This window comes from Aminobacter sp. MSH1 (assembly GCF_003071665.1).
Classification (GTDB): domain Bacteria; phylum Pseudomonadota; class Alphaproteobacteria; order Rhizobiales; family Rhizobiaceae; genus Aminobacter; species Aminobacter niigataensis.
This window is the reverse complement of record NZ_CP026265.1, coordinates 1428337-1445433: the sequence shown is the minus strand read 5'-3', so window position 1 is coordinate 1445433 and position 17097 is coordinate 1428337. Positions and strand designations below refer to the sequence as shown.

Genomic DNA, 17097 nt, shown 5'->3' with positions numbered 1-17097 from the left:
GTTTTTCTTGATCGCGTTCTTCGCACAGATAGTTACGAGAGGCACCGCCTGACAGGGCATCACTTCATGGTGAGCCGGATCAGTGTTTGCGCGACAGCTGTTTCGTTGCCGCTTCGAGCCCGGCCAGCGTCAGTGGGTACATGCGGTTGGCAAATATCTCCGAAATCATCTTGATCGAGCTGGTGTAGCCCCAGTGCTTTTCCTGCGTTGGGTTGAGCCAGACGGCATTTGGCCACTGGTCAAGCACGCGGCGCAGCCACGCGGCACCCGGTTCGGGGTTCCAGTGCTCGACCGAGCCGCCTGCATAGGCGATCTCGTAGGGGCTCATCGAGGCGTCGCCGACGAAAATCACCTTGTAGTCGTGGCCGTATTTGTGGAGCACGTCGAGCGTCGGCAGGACCTCGGCATGGCGGCGCCGGTTGTCCTTCCAGACGCCTTCATAGAGGCAATTATGGAAGTAGAAATATTCGAGTTGGCGGAACTCGACGCGCGCCGCCGAGAACAGCTCCTCCACGACCTTGATATGGTCGTCCATCGAACCGCCGACGTCGAAGAACATCAAAAGCTTGACCGCGTTGCGCCGCTCGGGCCGCGTCTTGACGTCGAGATAGCCGTGGTCGGCGGTGGCGTGGATGGTGCCGGGCAGGTCGAGCTCTTCCTCGGCGCCCTCGCGCACCCAGCGGCGCAAACGCTTGAGTGCAACCTTGATATTGCGCGTGCCGAGCTCGACCGAATCGTCGAAATTGCGGAACTCGCGCTTGTCCCACACCTTGACTGCGCGGCGATGGCGGCTCGTCTCCTGCCCGATGCGCACGCCCTCGGGATTGTAGCCATAGGCGCCGAAGGGCGAGGTGCCGGCGGTGCCGATCCATTTGGACCCGCCCTGATGGCGACCCTTCTGCTCCTCCAGCCGCTGCTTCAGCGTCTCCATCAGCTTTTCGAAGCCACCGAGCGCCTCGACCAGCTTTTTCTCCTCGTCGCTAAGGGTCTTTTCGGCCAGCCGCCGCAGCCATTCCTCGGGAATGTTGGCGACATCGACGCCACCCTCGCCCGACACCGCCTCTACGCCCTTGAAATAATGCGAAAAGACTTTGTCGAAGCGGTCGATATGGCGCTCGTCCTTCACCAGTGCGGCACGGGCGAGATAATAGAAGCCCTCGACGTCATAGCTGACGAGATCGGCGTCGAGCGCCTCGAGCAGCGCCAGATATTCCCGCAGCGACACCGGAACCTTGGCCGCCTTGAGTTCGAGGAAGAAGGGTATGAACATGCCGGGCACTTTGCTTCGGCGCGATCCCACAGGCAAGTCCGCCGATGCCGCAGCCGTGTCCAGCAATCGCTGGCATCGGCGCCTTGGCATGTCTGCAACACCCAAAATCTAATTAAAGTAAAAATCGGATTCAGTCTTTCTTGGTAATTTCCCGTTAGCAATTGCCGTCAGTGGGGAAGCGGGGGCGAGTCTGCCTCCGATCCGAGTTGTTCTTGCGTACGGGTACCTATGCGTTTCTCAGCGGCGTCAGCGATCGTTCTCGCCAGCCTGGCCTTGGCCGGCTGTACCTCGAGCATGGGGCTCAGCGACATCATGTCGTCTGCCCCGTCGAAGGAAACGACCGCTTCGGTCGCCCGCCCGGCGAGCCCGGTCCCACAGGCGGACATCGCCGTAGCCGCGCCTTCCATGCCGGTCCAGCAGGCCATGTCGGCACCGGTCCCGCAGGCTGGTGTCCTGGTGGCGCCATCCGTGCCGGCGGCAATGATGACCGAAGAGCCGGTGCAGGTGGCTATGGCGGCACCGCGGATCGAACTCGACACCGTTCCAACACCCGACACCAAGCCGATCGCGCTGATCGCTCCGTCCAACCCGATGAAGGCCACGCCCTTTGCGCCGGGCCAGATCTACGGCCGCCGCTTCCGCGACGCCAAGCCGATCAATTTCGGCAAGGCCGCGTCGCCCAGGAATTTTGCCGTCCACGGCGTCGACGTCTCGCGCTGGCAGGGCGAAATCGACTGGCCGAAGCTGCGCACGCAAGGCGCCAACTTCGCCTACATCAAGGCGACCGACGGCGGCGACCATCTCGACCCGATGTTCAAGAAGAACTGGCGCGCCGCCGAAGCCGCCGGCCTGCGCCGGGGCGCCTATCATTTCTTCTATTGGTGCCGCACCGCCGGCGAGCAGGCCGACTGGTTCATCCGCAACGTGCCGAAGGTCGCCGGCGCGCTGCCGCCGGTTATCGACGTCGAATACAATGGCGAGTCGAGCTGCAAGCGCCGGCTGTCGCGTGCAAAGACGCTGGAGAAGATGCAGGTCTTCATGGACAAGCTGGAGCGCCACTACGGCCAGCGCCCCATCATCTACACCGCGCCCGACTTCTACCGCGATAACCTCCGCGGCGAGTTCCTGGACTATCCGTTCTGGCTCCGCGCCGTCGCCGAGCCCCCGTCCAAGGTCTATCCCGGCCGCAAGTGGGTGTTCTGGCAGTATTCGGGCTCGGGCCTGTCGCATGGCGTCGAAGGCAAGATCGACCTCAACGTCTTCCGCGGCAGCGCCAGCGACTGGCACCGGTGGGTGTCGAGGTCAGCGGGCTGAAACGGCCGCCTGAAGCGGCCGCTCAGCGCCCGCTGAATCCTAGAGCAGGTCGTATTCGATGAAACCGGTGCGGCGGGCGACGCGGTCATAGAGCTTGCGCGCCGTGGCGTTGGTCTCGTGGGTCATCCAGTAGACATTGGTGACACCGATCTTCGCCGCCTCCTGCCTGACCGCCTCGATCAGGGCGGCACCGACTCCCTTGCCTCGCGATGCGGGATCGGCGAACAGATCCTGCAGGTAGCAGTTGTTGGCCTCGGACCAGCCCGAGCGGTGGTAGAGGTAATGCGTCAGCCCGACCGCCTTGCCGTCGACGATGGCGATCAGGCCCTTGGGCTCGAACTCGCCTGCAGTGAACAGGCGCTTCCAGGCGAGCTCGTAGATATTCTCGGGAAGCACTGTGTTGTAGAAATCGAGATAGGCGGTCCACAACCGGCGCCATTCGGCATGGTCGGCGAGCTGAAGCGGGCGAATGGCGATGTCGGTCATGGCTTTGCCTTCGGTGATTGGTTGATTGCGCGGCAAACTGCCCGAGCGGAGCTGCGCGGCCAACGGTCCACAGGACGGAAATGCGCTGGCCGAGTCTACGCGGGGTATACCCCCACCCCTAACCCCTCCCCACAAGGGGGAGGGGAACTAACAGGCACCCTTCGCACCACTACGATGGCCAGAGCTGGCCGGTCGTGGACAAGAATCCCCCTCCCCCTTGTGGGGAGGGGTTAGGGGTGGGGGTACCTGCAACGCATGATCTTTCAGATCACCCCTGCCGTCTGGCCATGAACGCGAGGCGCTCGAACAGATGCACGTCCTGCTCGTTCTTGAGCAATGCGCCGTGCAGCTTGGGCAGCGCGTTCTTGGGGTCGGCGCGCAGATCTTCCGGCGCCACATCGTCGGCGACGAGCAGGCGGATCCAGTCGAGCGCCTCGGAAGTCGACGGTTTCTTCTTGAGGCCGGCCACGTCGCGGATCTCGTAGAACTGGGTCAGTGCCGCGCGCACCAGGTTCTGCTTGATGCCGGGATAATGCACCTCGACGATCTTGTGCAGCGTGTCGACGTCGGGGAAGCGGATGTAGTGGAAGAAGCAGCGCCGCAGGAAGGCGTCGGGTAGTTCCTTCTCGTTGTTCGAGGTGATGATGACGATGGGGCGCACGTCGGCGCGGATCGTCTCGCCGGTCTCGTAGACGAAGAACTCCATGCGATCGAGTTCCTGCAACAGGTCGTTGGGGAACTCGATGTCGGCCTTGTCAATCTCGTCGATCAGCAGCACGACCTTCCTGCCGGCCGCAAAGGCGTCCCACAGCTTGCCGCGCTTGATGTAGTTCTTGATGTCGTTGAAGCGGCCGTCGCCGAGCTGGCTGTCGCGCAGGCGCGAAACCGCATCGTATTCGTAAAGGCCCTGCTGCGCCTTGGTGGTCGACTTGACGTTCCATTCGATCATTTCGAGGCCGAGGCCGGCCGCCACCTGGCGGGCAAGCTCGGTCTTGCCGGTGCCGGGCTCGCCCTTGACCAGCAGCGGCCGCTCCAGCGCGATCGCCGCATTGACCGCCACCATCAGATCCTTGTCGGCGACATAGGCCGACGTACCTTCAAAACGCATGCGAATTCCTCGTAACTATCGCGGCGACCCTAAGGAGCAGAGCTAGTGCGCGCAAGCCTGATGGGAGCGGCAGTATTCTGCACCGCCGAGCGACTTCAGTGTCACGGCATGGATCCCCGGGTATCCGCACTTCGCTTCGCTCCTGCTCCGCCCGAGGATGACGAACGCATAGGCGTTGCCGCCAATCTCCGAGGTGGCGGTTGGCATTGGACCCTTCTCGTGCCACTCCATGCCGTGATGTTGCGGCTTCAGCTACGGTCCAGACTCATCCTGCCCCCAAATATCGTTGCCTCAACGGCCCCATTGCCATGGCGCATCGCCGCCACAGCGCCTATATTGGTCTGGACGGTCTGCACTTCCCGGCAGGAGAGCATTTTCCCCGGGGCCTTAACGATCCTTAGGGAGCTGTCCCTGGGAAGACCCGTGGGTCTTTTCACACGGCGCCCACCTACTTTGTAGGTCTCCGGGATCGACTTCTCCACCGGTCGTGTGGATCGTCACCTCTCCTTTTGGGCAAACGATAGCTGCTTGCAGCCACTGTTGCCGATATGCGAAACACGGGCAACGAAACGAACCGGCTGCCCTCCGCATGACTTCCCACCGCGAGATCAAGAAGCAACTGCGCAAGGAAGCGCTGGCCCGTCGCGACAGGCTCGACGAGTTCTGGCGCATCGAGGCGTCGCTGGAGATGGCCGAGACCGCCCGCGACAACATCCAGTTCGAGCCCGGCACCATCGTTTCCGGCTTCTGGCCGATGCGCTCCGAGGTCGACGTGCGTCCGATGATGTTTGCCCTGCGTGAGCATGGCGCCCGGCTGTGCCTGCCGGCGATCCTCGACAAGCACACCATCGTCTTCCGCGAACTGGTGCGCGGCGCGCCGATGGTCGACATGGGTTTTGGCACCGTCGGGCCGCATGAGGAGGCCGAGGTGCTCGACCCGCAGATCATGCTGGTGCCGCTGGCCGCCTTCGACGCGCGCGGCCACCGCATCGGCTATGGCGCGGGTTACTACGACCGGGCGATCGCCAAGCTGCAGGACAAGGGCATCGAGCCCAGGCTGATCGGCATCGCCTTCGACTGCCAGGAAGTCGAGCGTGTTCCCGACGAGAACCATGACGTCATCATCCCCGAAATACTGACCGAAAGCGGGTTGCGTCGCTTCGCCCCTGAATTGTAGATGATTTCATGAGACTTCTTTTTCTGGGCGACATGGTGGGCAAGGCGGGCCGTACGGCGGTGTGGGCGCAATTGCCCGGCCTGATCTCGGATTTCCGGCTCGATTTCGTCATCGTCAACGGCGAGAACGCCGCCGGCGGCTTCGGCATCACCGAGGAGATCTTCCGCGAGACCATCAATGCCGGCGCCGACGTCGTGACCACCGGCAACCATGTCTGGGACCAGCGCGAGGCGCTGGCCTTTGCGCCGCGCGAGGACCGCTTCCTGCGGCCGGCGAATTTTCCCAAGGGCACGCCCGGCCGCGGCTCGGGGCTCTACATCGCCAAGAACGGCGCCCGCGTGCTGGTGTCCAACATCATGGGCCGGGTGTTCATGCACCCCGAGCTCGACGATCCGTTCCAGGCCGGCGAGCGCGAGCTGGCCGCCTGCCCGCTCGGCGAGCAGGCCGACGCGGTGGTGATCGACTTCCACGCCGAGGCGACGAGCGAGAAGATGTGCTTCGCCCATTTCGTCGACGGCCGCGCCAGCCTCGTCGTCGGCACGCACACCCACCAGCCGACCGCCGACCACCAGATCCTCAACGGCGGCACCGCCTACCTGACCGACGCCGGCATGTGCGGGGACTACGATTCCTCGCTCGGCATGGACAAGGAGGAGCCGCTCAACCGATTCCTCTCCAAGGTGCCGAAAGGCAGGTTCGAGGCGGCCAACGGGCCGGCGACGATCTGCGGCGTCGGCCTCGACATCTCCGACCGCACCGGCCTCGCCGAGCGGATCGCCCCTCTGCGCCGCGGCCCGCGGCTCGAAGAAACCGCGCCTTCCTTCTGGTCCTGACATTGACGAGGGGCCGGTGGATACTTACTTGCCCGCAACACGTCAGCAAATGTTAGAGCGGCCTTTGCGCGAACCGGTAGACCGCGCAAAAGCCGCTCCAACACTTTTTAGTTGCGCATCGTGCTTTCCGAAAATCTATTCGATTTTCGGGCCGATGCGGCGAGAGCGGCCCCACGGCAGCTCGATTGCCATTTAGAAGAACACGGGGACACTCTGATGATCGAATTCCTGGCGCCGTATTTCGCCTTCGTCAACGACCCCACTGCCTGGGTGGCGCTGTTGACCCTGATTGCGCTCGAGGTCGTGCTCGGCATCGACAACCTGATCTTCATCTCGATCCTGACCAACAAATTGCCGGAGGCCCAGCGCGCCAAGGCGCGGCGGCTCGGCATCGGCGCGGCACTGATCATGCGCCTGGTGCTGCTTGCCACGATTTCCTTCATCGTTGCGCTGACGGCACCGGTGTTCACCGCCTTCGGCCACGGTTTCTCCTGGCGCGACCTGATCCTGATCGCCGGCGGCCTGTTCCTGGTCTGGAAGGCGACCAAGGAGATCCACCACTCGGTCGACCCCGAGGATCAAAAGGACGAAATGGTGTCGCGCACGCTGCAGCTTTCGATGGGCGCGGCGATCTTCCAGATCCTGCTGCTCGACCTGGTGTTCTCGATCGACTCGATCATCACCGCCGTCGGCATGACCGACGAGATTGGCATCATGTACATCGCCGTGATCGTGGCCGTGACGGTGATGCTTCTGGCGGCGACCCCGCTCGCCCAGTTCATCGAGAAGAACCCGACCATCGTCATGCTGGCGCTCGGTTTCCTCTTGATGATCGGCATGACGCTGATCGCCGACGGCTTCGGCTACCATGTGCCCAAGGGCTACATCTATGCCGCCATGGGCTTCTCGGCGCTGGTCGAGGGCCTCAACATGCTGCAGCGGAATCGCCGCAGGCAGCAACGCAGCGACGGCCACTGACGGACAAAACAAACGGCGGGCCAGTGCCCGCCGTTTTCGTTTCCGCGCCGATTTCAGGCCGCCGAATTCTGGGCTATCATCTGATTCTGGCGCAGCCCACGCCTCCCCCCTCCACCGGGAAAGCACAGTTCGTGCAGGGTGTCTCGATTTCCGAGCCAACTGTTCGAGCGCTTGCATAAGGAGGGGTTGCGACGACTGCTCGCGATAGGAGGTTCGCCGGATGAAACTTTCCGCACCCATTCCCATGCTGAAGCGCAACGCCAGGCTTCTCGCCAGGACCGGCCATATCCCGTTGCACCAGGCGCTCGACCGCATCGCGGCCGAAGAAGGCTTTGGCGCATGGAGCCTGCTCGCCGCCACATCAGCGGCCACCCGGCCGGCCGGCAAGCTGTTTGCGCGCCTCGCGCCCGGCGACCTGGTGCTGCTCGGCGCGCGGCCGGGCCAGGGCAAGACGCTGATGGGGCTCGAACTTGCCGTGGAGGCGATGAAGGCGGGCCAGCGCAGCACCTTCTTCACGCTGGAGTACACCGAGAGCGAAGTGCTCGACCGCTTTCGCGCCATCGGCGCCGACCACGCGCAGTTCGGTAGCCTGTTCGACCTCGACAGTTCCGACACGATCAACGCCGCCCACATCGCCAGGCGCATGGCCATCGCGCCACGCGGAACCGTGGTGGTGGTCGACTATCTGCAACTGCTCGACCAGAAGCGCGAGAACCCGGCATTGATGGATCAGGTTCAGGTGCTGAAGTCACTGGCGCGCGAGATGGGACTGATCGTCGTCATGATCTCGCAGATCGACCGCACCTATGATCCGTCGGCGAAAGCGGTACCGGATCTGGACGATGTCAGGCTGCCCAATCCGCTCGACCTCAAGCTGTTCGACAAGGCATGCTTCCTGAACCAGGGCGAGGTGCGGTTCCAGACAGTTTGACGAGATCGGGCGGCGAGCAATCGCCGCCGCCCGAGACGCTGTGGGCAGCGCTCACCAGGCGTCGGGTTCGCGTACCATGTGCACGATGTTGGCCGGGTTCATGATCCAGCCACCACGGAAGCTCTCGCCCAGCGGCTCGATCGGGTCGCAGCGCACCGCGCCCGCATCGCCGAGTTGCCTGAGCGTGACGGCGAAATCAGGCGTGAACAGCTCCAGCCAGACCTCGGCCTGGCTCATGGTCGGAGCCTCGTCGATCCAGAGCTGGTTCGGGCCGAGCTTGAAGCCGATCGCAGGCGCCTTCTCCGGAATGCCTTCGAGGCCGACAACGTCGCGATAGAAGGCGATCGTCGCCTCATACTGGTGGCTCGGCACCTTCATCGCGATGTTGATGCCGCCTTCGATTGTTGCACTCATGTTCCCGCTCCTCACTTGCGCTCGCTCGTCGTCGGCAGCTCGCCGCGCATCTCGGAGGGATAGAAGCCCTCGCGCAGGTTGATCCCGTATTCGAGCCACGCCTTCATCGCCGACAGCATCTCGGCCCAGCCCTCGCAATTGCCGTAGGACGCCTTGCGCCCGACTGCGTCCTCGACCCAGCCCGACTCGCCGATGGTGACGAAGGTCGATCCGTCCTCGAGCACTTCGAAGCCCATCTCGATCCTCGTCTTGTAGGCGGGCTGGCCCTCGGAAACTTCGGCATCCCAGCGCAGCACGATGCGCTTGTCCTGTTCGATTTCCTCGACCTCGACCGGCACCGAGCCCCACCAGGTGACCGTGGTGCCTGCGACCAGCGGCGCGCTGGCGCCGCGGATGGTGGTGAAATAGGCGCTGAGCTTCGTTGGGTTGACGACCGCGTCGAACACCTCATGGACTGGCTTGGCTATCCGGCCCGAAACCTTGAATCCAAGGGACATTGTGATCTCCTCTGCTTGCACTTCGCGATAATGTGTTATAAAAACATAACATGTCAATCGATTCGAAAGATGACAATGTTTTCAAAGCCCTGGCTCATCCGCGCCGGCGCTTGATGCTCGATTGTCTGAAGGATGGCCCGCTCACCACGGGCGCCATGTGCGAACGCTTCGACGACATGGACCGCTGCACGGTGATGCAGCACCTGAAGGTTCTGGAGGAGGCAGATCTGGTGGTCGCCCGGCGTGAGGGGCGCGAGCGCTGGAACCACCTCAACTCGCTGCCGATCAAGCAGATTCACGACCGCTGGATCAGTGAATATGCCAGCCATGCGATGAGCATTCTCGACCGGCTGAAGCTCGACCTGGAAGGCTGAGCGGACCTCAGCTATTGCAGCTTAGGCGACCTTCGTCTTGCGCGCCTCGATGGCGGCGCCATGCTCCTTGCCCCAGTTGGCAAGTGGAACGAGAGCATCGTCGAGCGACTGGCCAAGCGGCGTAGCCGAATACTCGACCCTTGGCGGCACCTCGTGGAACACCTCGCGGTGAACAAGGCCATCGGCCTCCATCTCGCGCAACTGCTGGATCAGCATCTTCTCGCTGATGTCGGGGACCAGCCGCTTCAACTCACCGAAGCGGCGCGGCTCGGTGTGCACCAGCCACAGGATCAGCGCCTTCCATTTGCCGCCGATGACCTGGAAGGCGGGACCGAGGCCACAACTTTCTGGCTGCATCTTTGCCATGGAATTCCTCAATTCTTACTTTGAAGTCAGTACCTTACAAAATTGTAGGTACTTGCTGAAACGAAAGCAATGCATAGCTTCTGAGGCACGCCGCGAATGGATCGCGGCCCAAATTCAAAAGGGACGTGAAATGGAACCTGTGCTCTTCTACGGCGTGCCCCACGGCTGCTCCTTCGGCTCGATCGTGGCACTCGAATGGCTCGGCCAGCCCTACCGCCTGCACCGCATCGACATGCTCTCGAAACGCTCCGACAGCTTCGCCACGGTGAGCCCGCTGGGACAGACACCGGCGATGATCACCAAGGACGGCAAACCGCTGACCGAGAGCCTGGCGATCCTGCACAGCATCGCCGCGCGCGGCCTCGACAAGGGGCTGGGCTTCGCCCAGGGCACCAAGAAGTTCGACGAACTCAACTGGATGCTCTCCTACCTGCACACGACCCTGCATTCGGCCCTCGGCTACGGCTGGAATGCCTACAAGCTGGAGGAGGACGACCATGCCGGCAAGGCGTTCCTGCGCCGTCTCGCCCGTGAAAAATCGGCCGAAGCCTATGGCTATCTGCAGGGTGTGCTCGAAGGCCGGGAGTGGCTGGTCGGCGACGCGAAGACCGTGGGCGACGCCTATTTCATCGGCATCGCCCGCTGGGGCGAGGACCTCGGCCTGTTCGATATCGCCAGGGAGTTCCCCGGCATCCACAAGCACATGGCCAGGCTCGAAGCCGATCCGGCGGTGATCTTCGCCCACGCCATCGAGGACGAGACGCCGCACAAGTCGTCCGGCGGCTTTCGCGGACAACTGACCGTGCAGGAACTGGACACACGACTGGCCGCCTGACCGCCTTGCAGACGCTCCCCCGTGGATTTCATGGGGGAGCGTGCTTGCCCGAAACGAGCATCGCAGCCGGCACCGCAGAAAGCCTGGCGAAACTGCTTCGATATTCGATATTCCTGATATGCGTTAAGGCGTTTTGAACCCCTTGCTGCAACCATAGGCATCAAGGGACGTCTGCAACACGTATTTAGGGTCCGATGTCTGTAACTGAGGCCAAAAGCCGGCTCGCCGCACCGAACGCGGCGCAGCGGATACCCGGCATATTGATCGTCGGTGGCGTGATATTCGCCGCCGCCCTGTTTGGGATCCTCACCCGCCCGGTAGGCTTTCTCGCCAGTTTCTGGCCGGCCAACGCCATTCTGCTCGGCATGATGGTGCGCAATCCGCGCTTTGCCGGCCCGGCCGGCTGGGCGGCAGCGTTCGTCGGCTACGTCGCAGCGGACATTCTGACCGGTGGCGGCTGGTACGTCACGGCGTGGCTGACCGCAGCAAACATGGTTTCCGCCATCACCGGCTATCTGCTGTTCCGCCTCGTCAGCGAGAACGACAGGAAGCTGCAGCACCCTGTCTCCGTCCTTTATCTCTTCGGCATATGCTGCATGGCAGCGGTGGCCGCCGCATTTGCGGGCGGTGGTGCAGTTGGCCTGTTGTTCGACCGCACCTTCGCGGTCGGGTTCAAGCTGTGGTTCGTCACCGAATTGGTCAACACCCTGGTGATCCTGCCGGCGATACTGACATTTCCCGGGGTTCGGTCGCTGTCCGTACGCTGGCCGCCTTCCGACGGCCTGTCGCTGGAAACCATGCTGCGGGGCGCCCCATGTCTTGCCCTCATCCTGTCCGTCGCTGGAGGCGTGCTGATCGGCGGTCCAGGGGCACTGGCCTTTCCGATCCCGGCCCTGTTGTGGTGCGCGCTCACCTACAGCCTGTTCACCACCTCCGTGATGACCCTGCTGTTGTGCATCTGGCTGCTGATCTCGATACCCGCCGGTCTCGTCGATCTCGCAGCACCGGCGGACCCCATCCGCTCGCTCGACTCGATCCGCCTCGGCATCGCGCTGATGGCGCTGGGGCCGCTGACGGTGGCGAGCATCAACACCGGACGCCGGGAGTTGATCGCCAGGCTCCAGCACATCGCCAACTACGATGCGCTGACCGGGGCGCTCTCACGCGGCGCCTTCTTCGAGCGCGGACAGTCGCGGCTGGACGAACTCATCCAGGGCCACGGCAACATCGCCGTGCTGATGATCGACCTCGACCACTTCAAGCGTGTCAACGACGAGCACGGCCACGGTGTCGGCGACGCTGCGCTGAAAGCCTTCTTCCCGCAGGCGTCGAAGCACCTGCGCGCGGGTGACCTGATCGGACGGCTGGGCGGGGAGGAATTTGCCGTGCTGATGCCCTTGGCCGACATGATCGAGGCGACGGCGCTGGCCGAGCGCATACGGCTTGCGGTCGAGGCCACCGAAGTGGCACTGCCCTCCGGCGAAGCGCTGAAATTCACGGTGAGCATCGGCGTCTCGGCGCACAAGGCAGATGCCTCAACATCCATCGACGCGATGCTGGCGGCCGCCGACCAGGCGCTCTACGAAGCCAAGGCAGGCGGCCGCAACCAGGTCCGCGTCCGCAGCTGACAGGCCTTCAGATGCCCTCGAGAACGATGATCGTTGGCCGCGCGGGCAGCGATCTGAGCGACACCTTGAGCGAGCGGCTGGGGCGGAACTCGACGGCGAAACCGTCGCCCATCATGCCGGTGAACTCGGCCATTGGCGTCGCATGCCGGTGCATTGGCAGGATCATCGAGGAGTAGAGCCGCGTGGTGATCTCGGTCATCGCGTCGATCGACAGCGTCATGCCGCCGTCGATCGGCACCATCACCACGTCGAGCCGGCCGATGGCGCCGTAATGTGCGTCCTCCAGCCGGTGGTGCAGATGGCCGAGATGGCCGATGCACAGACCGGCAACCTCGAAGATGAAGATCGAATTGCCGTTGGCCTCCATCTCGCCGAAGCGCCTGATGTCGGTCGGCACGTTGCGGACATACACATCATCCACCACCAGCGCATGCCTGGCCGGCCCGCCATCGGGGTTCCACCCGCGCAGCACGTGGTCGATGCCCTTGTCGGGGAAGTCAGTGTAATGTGTGCGGTGCGCCTTGTTCATGGTGACGATGCGCGGCAGCGGGTTGGAGCCGTAAAGGCCGCTATAGTCGGTGGCGATGCGCACGCCACCCGGCGTCTCGATGACATAGGTCGAGTGGCCGGCATAGGTGATGGTGACGTCGCCATCGACGAAGGCCTGCGCCGGGGTGAAGCTGGCGTAGGTGGCCTTGGGCAGGGCCTCGGCGATGGCCATGCATCTGCTCGGCACCGGGTCTTCGGCGGCAGCGGCGGGCCGAGCCAGCGCAAGCAGGGCGACAAGGCAGGCAGCGAACAGGCGGACGGGCATGGCGCTCTCGTGCGTTCGGGGCGTGGCCGCACTATCTCAGCCGAGGCAAGCGGCGCGTAGTCACGTTTTCGCGAGTGCCTGAAGGCCCGAAACTCTGGACGTATTGAGCCGATTTATCTATAAGGCGGCCCATTCAAACACTGCCGAAGCGACAAACAGGGGTCCCATGGCCGGCCATTCACAGTTCAAGAACATCATGCACCGCAAGGGCCGCCAGGATGCGGTGCGGTCCAAGATGTTCTCCAAGCTCGCGCGCGAAATCACCGTTGCCGCAAAGACCGGCGTGCCCGACGCGACAATGAACCCGCGCCTTCGCCTGGCGGTACAGAACGCCAAGGCCGTGTCGATGCCCAAGGACAACATCGCGCGCGCCATCTCCAAGGCCTCGATGGGCGACGCCGAGAACTACGAAGAAGTGCGCTACGAAGGCTACGGCCCGGGTGGCGTGGCCCTCATCGTCGAGGCGCTGACCGACAACCGCAACCGCACCGCCTCCAACGTCCGTGCCGCCTTCACCAAGTCCGGCGGTGCAATGGGCGAAACCGGCTCAGTCTCGTTCATGTGGGACCGCGTCGGCGAGATCGTCTATGCCGCCAAGGCCGGCGACGCCGACAAGGTCATGGACGCCGCGATCGAGGCCGGCGCCGACGATGTGCAGTCCGACGAGGACGGCCACACCATCACCTGCGCTTTCGAAAACCTCGGCGAAGTGTCCAAGGCGCTGGAAAGCTCGCTCGGCGACGCCGAGTCGGTGAAGATCATCTGGAAGCCGCAGAACAACATCCCTGTCGACGAAGAGCGGGCCCAGTCGCTGATGAAGCTGGTCGGCACGCTGGAAGACGACGACGACGTGCAGAACGTCTACGCCAACTTCGAAGTCGACGAAGCAACGCTGGCCAAGCTCAGCGCGGCGTAACAGGACGGCCTCTTCGCGGCGGATGAACCCGTCCGCCGCGAAAAACGCCCGCCTCCGCGGCTGGGCCAAACATCAGCAAGCCACCGCTGTTCCTCTCCGGCCAAGGCCTCCAGGAACGCGCAGCAAGCCAGAGAACAACCTTCGGTCTCGGAGCTGCTCATGACCAACGACACCCTTCCCCAGATCCGCATCACCTATTGCACCCAGTGCATGTGGCTTCTCCGCGCCGGCTGGATGGCGCAGGAGCTGCTCTCGACCTTTGGCCAGGAACTCGGCGAAGTGACCCTGGTGCCGGGCACCGGCGGCATCTTCACCGTCACCTGCAACGGCGAACTGATCTGGGACCGCAAACGCGACGGCGGTTTTCCCGACGCGGCCCAGCTCAAGCAGCTGGTGCGCGACATGATCGACCCCGAGCGCGACCTCGGCCATTCCGACCGCAAGGGCCATAAGGCAAAGGACCCGGCCTGAGCGGCCGCTGCGGAAATCGTGCAGGGCCCACGACAGCGCCACAGATAAGTTCCATTTCCTGCGCAACCAGGGCATGGGACCGCACCGCACGGCACGCGTTGCCCGGAAAATCCACAGGGACGGAACAGCATTCATGACCACGAGACCGCGCATTGCAGTTCTCTTCGGCGGACGTTCCGCCGAACACGACGTTTCCATCATGTCCGCAAGCAATGTGGTCAAGGCGATCGACGCCTCCAGATATGAGGTCGTGCCGATCGGCGTCAGCCGCCAGGGCAAGTGGCTGCTGGCCGAACTCGACCGCGACGGCGCGCTACCCAAGTCCGTGCCAGAGCATGGCACCGAGGTGAGCCTTTTGCCGGGCGGCAAGGGTCGGCTGGTTGCCGTTCCCGAAGGCGAGGCGCCGTTCGAGTTGCCCGGCATCGACGTGCTGTTTCCGGTGTTGCACGGCCCGTTCGGCGAGGATGGCACGGTGCAGGGCCTGGCCGAAGTCGCCGGCGTGCCATATGTCGGCTGCGGCGTGCTCGGCTCCGCCAACGCGATGGACAAGGACGCGGCCAAGCGGCTGCTGAAGGAGGCCGGCGTACCGGTGGCGCGGGGAATTACCGTGCATGCCGGAGAGCAGCCGGAATTCGACGCGGTGGCCGCCGCACTTGGCCTGCCGGTTTTCGTCAAGCCGGCACGCCAGGGTTCGTCTTTCGGCGTCAGCAAGGCAGGTACCGCCGAGCAGTTGAAGGTAGCTTTGGACGAAGCGTTCAAGCACGACCGCAAGGTGCTGATCGAGGAGTTCGTCGATGGCCGCGAGATCGAGTTCGGTGTGCTTGAAAACCTCGACGGTTCGCTGACCGTTTCGCTGCCGGGCGAGATCGCGCCAGCCGCCAGCCACGGTTTCTATACCTATGAGGCAAAGTACATCGATGCCGACGGCGCGGCCTTGCGCATACCGGCAGAGCTTCCCGAAGCAGCGACGCGGCAGCTTCAGGACATGTCGCGAAAAGGGTTTCTCGCGCTCGGCTGCGAGGGCATGGCCCGGGTCGACTTCTTCGTCCGTGCCGACGGCTCAGCGCTGATCAACGAGATCAACACCATCCCCGGCTTCACCAACATCAGCATGTACCCCAAGACGCTCGGAGCCAGCGGCATTGCCTATCCCGACCTCGTCGGCCGGCTGATCGAGCATGCCATCGACCGTGCCAGGCGCCAGGCGTGATTGCGGGCCGGCCGGGAGGATGATCTTCCGGCTGGCCCCGCAAATTCATCCGCGGGCGCCCGAGAAGGCCATGGCAAAGGACGCCAGCGAGGCCAGGCAGGCGACCGTGCGGACGTGGTTCCACGGCAGCCATTCGGCGAGATAGCGCGCCCATAGCGCGGCACCTTCGGCGCTAGCCGGGTCGGTAGCGGCGAGTGCGTCGTTGAGCGGCACGTTGAAGACCATCGTCACCAGGAAGCAGCCCAGGAGATAGGCGAGGCTGCCAGCGAGCAGCCAGGCCGAACCGGCCTCGCTCCAGCCGAGGACCGCCTTGGCGGCAAGCCCCAGCGACACCGCCACCATGCCCATGAACACCGTCATGAACAACGGGTTGATGATGGTGACGTTGACCTGTTGCATGGCGGCAATGCCATGGGCGGCGGGCAGCCGCGCCAGCGATGCCATGATGGTGTTCGAGAAGATGAAGAACAGGCCGGCGGCGATGCCGCTGCCGAGCACGGCGGCGAAGGTGAGCGCCGAAAACAGCATTGCGCTCATTTCGCGCCTCCCCAGATACCGGTTGCTGCGACGGCGTTGGCATAGTCGCGGAAATCGCGCGCCGGGCGGCCAAGTGCCCGCTCGACGCCATCGGTAAGATATTCGTTGCGGCCATCCAGCACTTCGGTGAACAGCATCATCAGGAGATCGATGAGACCCTGGGGCAATTGCTGTTCGGCAAGGCGTGCAGCGAACTGCTCGGTGGTCAGCTCGACGAAACGGATTTCGCGGCCGGCCGCCTCGGCAATGTCTGCAACGGCCTCGGAGAAGGTCATGAAGCGCGGGCCGGTGAGTTCGTAAAACTGGCCGATATGGCGGTTGTCGGTGAAGGCAGCGACGGCCGCATCTGCGATGTCGTCGGCATCGACGAAGGGTTCACGGACTGCCCCCACCGGCAAGGCCACCTCGCCCGTCAGCACCGCATCGAGCATGAAACTCTCACTGAAATTCTGCATGAACCAGCTGCAGCGCAGGATCGTCCATTCGGCGCCGGACTGCTTGACCATTTCCTCCGCCCGCTGTGCCTCGGGCTCGCCGCGCCCGGAGAGAAGTACGAGGCGATTGACCCCCATGGTCACGGCAAGCTTGGCGAATGCGCCGACCGCTTCGGCAGCGCCCGGCGCTGCGAGGTCAGGGTAGTAGGACACGTAGACGGCGCCGACGCCCTCGAGCGCGCCGGCCCAGGTGGCGCGGTTTTCCCAATCGAAGGACGGAGCACTGCCACGCGAACCGATGCGGACGGGCAGGTCGCGCGCGACAAGCTGTTCTGCGATGCGGCGGCCGGTCTTGCCGGTGCCGCCAAGGATCAGAATGGGCTTCATGCTTTGCTGGGTTACGGTCATTTTGGCCTCCTTCGATAACGTGAGTAATGCTCACATTTGCAAATGTGATAAACCCTCATATTATGGAGGTCAAGCGGATTCGTTGCGGGCAAAAGA

20 protein-coding genes and 1 other RNA gene are annotated in these 17097 nt (G+C 63.7%); 12 read left to right on the top strand and 9 right to left on the bottom strand.

Annotated features, from left to right (window positions below):
* Positions 1 to 79: 79 nt before the first annotated feature.
* Positions 80 to 1270: a VWA domain-containing protein gene (locus CO731_RS07090; protein ID WP_108606564.1), complete on the bottom strand. Its 1191-nt coding sequence runs from the start codon at positions 1268 to 1270 to the stop codon at positions 80 to 82.
* Positions 1271 to 1498: 228 nt separating this feature from the next.
* Here CO731_RS07090 and CO731_RS07085 point away from each other — a divergent pair, with 228 nt between their 5' ends.
* Positions 1499 to 2584 (top strand): GH25 family lysozyme, encoded by a 1086-nt coding sequence (locus tag CO731_RS07085; protein WP_108606563.1) that lies wholly within the window; start codon positions 1499 to 1501, stop codon positions 2582 to 2584.
* A gap of 39 nt (positions 2585 to 2623) precedes the next feature.
* On the opposite strand, the gene CO731_RS07080 is transcribed toward CO731_RS07085, so the two are convergent.
* Together CO731_RS07080 and CO731_RS07075 are read right to left on the bottom strand one after the other, a co-directional pair.
* Positions 2624 to 3070, bottom strand: a complete 447-nt coding sequence (locus CO731_RS07080; protein WP_108609679.1) for a GNAT family N-acetyltransferase — start codon at positions 3068 to 3070, stop codon at positions 2624 to 2626.
* A 268-nt stretch (positions 3071 to 3338) separates the two neighbouring features.
* A complete protein-coding gene (locus tag CO731_RS07075; protein WP_108606562.1) occupies positions 3339 to 4178 on the bottom strand; it encodes a MoxR family ATPase in 840 nt (279 codons plus the stop codon).
* A gap of 344 nt (positions 4179 to 4522) precedes the next feature.
* Here CO731_RS07075 and ssrS point away from each other — a divergent pair.
* The 5 genes from ssrS to CO731_RS07045 all read left to right on the top strand — a co-directional run bounded on the left by ssrS (position 4523) and on the right by CO731_RS07045 (position 8097).
* Positions 4523 to 4678: non-coding RNA, 6S RNA (gene ssrS / locus CO731_RS07065), on the top strand.
* 89 nt (positions 4679 to 4767) lie between these two features.
* A complete protein-coding gene (locus tag CO731_RS07060) occupies positions 4768 to 5355 on the top strand; it encodes a 5-formyltetrahydrofolate cyclo-ligase (RefSeq protein WP_108606560.1) in 588 nt (195 codons plus the stop codon).
* Between the two features lie 8 nt (positions 5356 to 5363).
* Positions 5364 to 6188, top strand: coding sequence for a YmdB family metallophosphoesterase (locus CO731_RS07055; RefSeq protein WP_108606559.1), 825 nt, complete (start codon positions 5364 to 5366; stop codon positions 6186 to 6188).
* Between the two features lie 216 nt (positions 6189 to 6404).
* The gene (locus tag CO731_RS07050) at positions 6405 to 7166 is read left to right on the top strand and encodes a TerC family protein (RefSeq protein ID WP_108606558.1); all 762 of its coding nucleotides are present in this window, start codon (positions 6405 to 6407) and stop codon (positions 7164 to 7166) included.
* A gap of 220 nt (positions 7167 to 7386) precedes the next feature.
* Positions 7387 to 8097, top strand: a complete 711-nt coding sequence (locus CO731_RS07045; protein ID WP_108606557.1) for a DNA helicase — start codon at positions 7387 to 7389, stop codon at positions 8095 to 8097.
* Between the two features lie 51 nt (positions 8098 to 8148).
* On the opposite strand, the gene CO731_RS07040 is transcribed toward CO731_RS07045, so the two are convergent.
* A complete protein-coding gene (locus tag CO731_RS07040; RefSeq protein WP_108606556.1) occupies positions 8149 to 8511 on the bottom strand; it encodes a hypothetical protein in 363 nt (120 codons plus the stop codon).
* An 11-nt stretch (positions 8512 to 8522) separates the two neighbouring features.
* A complete protein-coding gene (locus tag CO731_RS07035) occupies positions 8523 to 9008 on the bottom strand; it encodes an SRPBCC domain-containing protein (RefSeq protein ID WP_108606555.1) in 486 nt (161 codons plus the stop codon).
* A gap of 50 nt (positions 9009 to 9058) precedes the next feature.
* Here CO731_RS07035 and CO731_RS07030 point away from each other — a divergent pair, with 50 nt between their 5' ends.
* Positions 9059 to 9382: a metalloregulator ArsR/SmtB family transcription factor gene (locus CO731_RS07030; RefSeq protein WP_108606554.1), complete on the top strand. Its 324-nt coding sequence runs from the start codon at positions 9059 to 9061 to the stop codon at positions 9380 to 9382.
* Between the two features lie 21 nt (positions 9383 to 9403).
* On the opposite strand, the gene CO731_RS07025 is transcribed toward CO731_RS07030, so the two are convergent.
* Positions 9404 to 9748: a helix-turn-helix domain-containing protein gene (locus tag CO731_RS07025; RefSeq protein ID WP_108606553.1), complete on the bottom strand. Its 345-nt coding sequence runs from the start codon at positions 9746 to 9748 to the stop codon at positions 9404 to 9406.
* Between the two features lie 130 nt (positions 9749 to 9878).
* Between CO731_RS07025 and CO731_RS07020 the strand changes: the two genes are divergently transcribed.
* Positions 9879 to 10583 carry a glutathione S-transferase family protein gene (locus CO731_RS07020; RefSeq protein WP_108606552.1) on the top strand — a complete coding sequence of 235 codons (705 nt, stop codon included), beginning with the start codon at positions 9879 to 9881 and terminating at the stop codon, positions 10581 to 10583.
* A 194-nt stretch (positions 10584 to 10777) separates the two neighbouring features.
* Positions 10778 to 12211, top strand: a complete 1434-nt coding sequence (locus CO731_RS07015) for a GGDEF domain-containing protein (RefSeq protein ID WP_108606551.1) — start codon at positions 10778 to 10780, stop codon at positions 12209 to 12211.
* 7 nt (positions 12212 to 12218) lie between these two features.
* Here the strand turns inward: CO731_RS07015 and CO731_RS07010 are convergent, their stop codons facing one another.
* Positions 12219 to 13025: an MBL fold metallo-hydrolase gene (locus CO731_RS07010; RefSeq protein ID WP_108606550.1), complete on the bottom strand. Its 807-nt coding sequence runs from the start codon at positions 13023 to 13025 to the stop codon at positions 12219 to 12221.
* Positions 13026 to 13191: 166 nt separating this feature from the next.
* Between CO731_RS07010 and CO731_RS07005 the strand changes: the two genes are divergently transcribed.
* From CO731_RS07005 to CO731_RS06995, 3 genes are all read left to right on the top strand, one after another.
* Positions 13192 to 13941 carry a YebC/PmpR family DNA-binding transcriptional regulator gene (locus tag CO731_RS07005; protein WP_108606549.1) on the top strand — a complete coding sequence of 250 codons (750 nt, stop codon included), beginning with the start codon at positions 13192 to 13194 and terminating at the stop codon, positions 13939 to 13941.
* Between the two features lie 159 nt (positions 13942 to 14100).
* Complete coding sequence (locus CO731_RS07000) at positions 14101 to 14412, top strand: SelT/SelW/SelH family protein (RefSeq protein WP_108606548.1); 312 nt, start codon at positions 14101 to 14103, stop codon at positions 14410 to 14412.
* A gap of 133 nt (positions 14413 to 14545) precedes the next feature.
* Positions 14546 to 15622, top strand: a complete 1077-nt coding sequence (locus CO731_RS06995; RefSeq protein ID WP_108606547.1) for a D-alanine--D-alanine ligase family protein — start codon at positions 14546 to 14548, stop codon at positions 15620 to 15622.
* Between the two features lie 45 nt (positions 15623 to 15667).
* Here the strand turns inward: CO731_RS06995 and CO731_RS06990 are convergent, their stop codons facing one another.
* Together CO731_RS06990 and CO731_RS06985 are read right to left on the bottom strand one after the other, a co-directional pair.
* Positions 15668 to 16159: an anthrone oxygenase family protein gene (locus CO731_RS06990; protein ID WP_108606546.1), complete on the bottom strand. Its 492-nt coding sequence runs from the start codon at positions 16157 to 16159 to the stop codon at positions 15668 to 15670.
* Entirely contained in the window at positions 16156 to 17001 is an 846-nt protein-coding gene (locus tag CO731_RS06985; protein WP_108606545.1) for an NAD(P)H-binding protein, read from the bottom strand. The genes CO731_RS06990 and CO731_RS06985 overlap by 4 nt, the downstream gene beginning before the upstream one ends.
* Positions 17002 to 17097: the final 96 nt, after the last annotated feature.

Bases quoted from the DNA above. Each gene is read 5' to 3' on its own strand.
- CO731_RS07090 (WP_108606564.1), bottom strand. From the start codon at position 1,270: ATGTTCATACCCTTCTTCCTCGAACTCAAGGCGGCCAAGGTTCCGGTG.
- CO731_RS07085 (WP_108606563.1), top strand. From the start codon at position 1,499: ATGCGTTTCTCAGCGGCGTCAGCGATCGTTCTCGCCAGCCTGGCCTTG.
- CO731_RS07080 (WP_108609679.1), bottom strand. From the start codon at position 3,070: ATGACCGACATCGCCATTCGCCCGCTTCAGCTCGCCGACCATGCCGAA.
- CO731_RS07075 (WP_108606562.1), bottom strand. From the start codon at position 4,178: ATGCGTTTTGAAGGTACGTCGGCCTATGTCGCCGACAAGGATCTGATG.
- CO731_RS07060 (WP_108606560.1), top strand. From the start codon at position 4,768: ATGACTTCCCACCGCGAGATCAAGAAGCAACTGCGCAAGGAAGCGCTG.
- CO731_RS07055 (WP_108606559.1), top strand. From the start codon at position 5,364: ATGAGACTTCTTTTTCTGGGCGACATGGTGGGCAAGGCGGGCCGTACG.
- CO731_RS07050 (WP_108606558.1), top strand. From the start codon at position 6,405: ATGATCGAATTCCTGGCGCCGTATTTCGCCTTCGTCAACGACCCCACT.
- CO731_RS07045 (WP_108606557.1), top strand. From the start codon at position 7,387: ATGAAACTTTCCGCACCCATTCCCATGCTGAAGCGCAACGCCAGGCTT.
- CO731_RS07040 (WP_108606556.1), bottom strand. From the start codon at position 8,511: ATGAGTGCAACAATCGAAGGCGGCATCAACATCGCGATGAAGGTGCCG.
- CO731_RS07035 (WP_108606555.1), bottom strand. From the start codon at position 9,008: ATGTCCCTTGGATTCAAGGTTTCGGGCCGGATAGCCAAGCCAGTCCAT.
- CO731_RS07030 (WP_108606554.1), top strand. From the start codon at position 9,059: ATGTCAATCGATTCGAAAGATGACAATGTTTTCAAAGCCCTGGCTCAT.
- CO731_RS07025 (WP_108606553.1), bottom strand. From the start codon at position 9,748: ATGGCAAAGATGCAGCCAGAAAGTTGTGGCCTCGGTCCCGCCTTCCAG.
- CO731_RS07020 (WP_108606552.1), top strand. From the start codon at position 9,879: ATGGAACCTGTGCTCTTCTACGGCGTGCCCCACGGCTGCTCCTTCGGC.
- CO731_RS07015 (WP_108606551.1), top strand. From the start codon at position 10,778: ATGTCTGTAACTGAGGCCAAAAGCCGGCTCGCCGCACCGAACGCGGCG.
- CO731_RS07010 (WP_108606550.1), bottom strand. From the start codon at position 13,025: ATGCCCGTCCGCCTGTTCGCTGCCTGCCTTGTCGCCCTGCTTGCGCTG.
- CO731_RS07005 (WP_108606549.1), top strand. From the start codon at position 13,192: ATGGCCGGCCATTCACAGTTCAAGAACATCATGCACCGCAAGGGCCGC.
- CO731_RS07000 (WP_108606548.1), top strand. From the start codon at position 14,101: ATGACCAACGACACCCTTCCCCAGATCCGCATCACCTATTGCACCCAG.
- CO731_RS06995 (WP_108606547.1), top strand. From the start codon at position 14,546: ATGACCACGAGACCGCGCATTGCAGTTCTCTTCGGCGGACGTTCCGCC.
- CO731_RS06990 (WP_108606546.1), bottom strand. From the start codon at position 16,159: ATGAGCGCAATGCTGTTTTCGGCGCTCACCTTCGCCGCCGTGCTCGGC.
- CO731_RS06985 (WP_108606545.1), bottom strand. From the start codon at position 17,001: ATGACCGTAACCCAGCAAAGCATGAAGCCCATTCTGATCCTTGGCGGC.